Raw genomic sequence first — 1501 nt, forward strand, 5'->3', positions numbered from 1 at the left:
CCTCGGACCGGAGCCGCGAAGCGGCGGAGTTCTCTACACGTATGCCCTGACCTGCACTTTCATGATATGATCAGCCCAATTCTGGTCTGAATGGCGGGGGTTGGGATGGGTGAGGTGGAACACGCCCGGTACACGTACCGGCTGCGCGTGTCGTCCACTGCGCTTGCCCGGCTGGAGGCCGAGTGGGCGCGCTGTCGCTGGGTGTGGAATGAGTGCGTGGCGATGTCCCGCAAGGTCCACCGTCTGAACAAGACGAGTGCGGAGAAGGTCACGTGTGGTCCGGCGCAGCTGGACAAGATGCTGACCCAGGCCCGGCAAGCGATGGGATGGCTGCGGGAGGGAGCTTCGGTGCCTCAGCAGCAGATCATCCGGGACTTCGCGAAGTCCCGCGCGAAGGCGCTCAAGGACGTCAAGGCGAAGCTGCCGATGCGGCAGCGGGCCGGGATGCCGAGGATCAAACGCAAGCGGGAGGCCGCGCCGTCGCTGAACTACACGCGGCGCGGGTTCTTGCTCAACAACGGACACCTGCATCTGGCCGGCGGAATTGCCCTGAGGGTGGTGTGGTCCCGTGACCTGCCATCCGATCCGACGAGCGTACGCGTGTACCGGGACAGCCTCGGCCACTGGTACGCCAGCTTCGGTGCGACACGAGGTCGCTCCATTCAAGTGGGGACAACCCACGGAGAGAAGGAGTACGGGTTGTCTCCCTGATTTGTGTCCAAGATCAGTCCCCAGGTCCGCATGCGTCGCTGGCAACGGCGGGGTGTGAAGCCGGACCGAAAGCCCAAGGGGTCCCGAACCGTCCGGGGACCACAGGCGAGGGGAAGGTTGGAAGGGTGAGCACGCGCGAACCTCTGGCGATGCCCCGTCAGCGTAACGGCCAGAAGACGGAAAGCAGAACTGGCCGACAGGCCCTCGGCGTTGAGGAGCGCCAGGTGGCCGCCCTGGACGAATGCAGGGCGGCGTGGACACCACCGGGCTCGGGGTAAAGGAGGCACCCTCCCCAGCCGCACCTTGATGGAGCGGAACGTGGAAACCCTGTTGCGGTCTGCCACTGGCAGTAGGCAATCCGCAAGGTGAGCCGATGCCGCAGCGGGAACAGGATGGTCCAAAAAGCGAATGCCGACAGGTCGAAAGGCCAGGGGAAAACGCAGCTGCCTGCTCCGAGGCGGCGCGCATAACCCGTCGGATACGGGCGGTTGCCTGGCCCGAAAGGGCGCTGACGTGGACCGGGTGGAACTTTGAAGAGAAGGTGAGAAGGGACCCGAACCGATGGGCAAGTTGGACACCGCGCCGGCTGGTGTGGTGAACGGACCTGAGGACGTTCCGGGATTCGACTGGCACGGCATCGACTGGGCCAGCGAGGAAGGGAGCGTACGGCGACTTCGCCAGCGGATCTTCAAGGCGTCGCAGGAAGGGGACCTGGCTAAGGTCCGCAACCTGCAAAAGCTCATGCTGCGATCGAGGAGCAACACGCTGGTCAGCGTGCGGCGAGTCACGC

At 65.0% G+C, this 1501-nt stretch carries 1 protein-coding gene and 1 pseudogene; both read left to right on the forward strand.

All coding sequences use genetic code 11. The annotated features are described in order from the left end of the window. Positions 1–105: 105 nt before the first annotated feature. Positions 106–639: pseudogene (locus AB0I77_RS53525) on the forward strand (transposase); the annotation flags it as partial. A 633-nt stretch (positions 640–1272) separates the two neighbouring features. Further along, the coding region (locus AB0I77_RS53530; RefSeq protein ID WP_363290325.1) for a reverse transcriptase N-terminal domain-containing protein at positions 1273–1501 on the forward strand (229 nt) is incomplete at its 3' end.

Origin of the sequence: Streptomyces sp. NPDC050619, from assembly GCF_040654815.1 — a bacterium.
Taxonomy (GTDB): Bacteria; Actinomycetota; Actinomycetes; order Streptomycetales; family Streptomycetaceae; genus Streptomyces.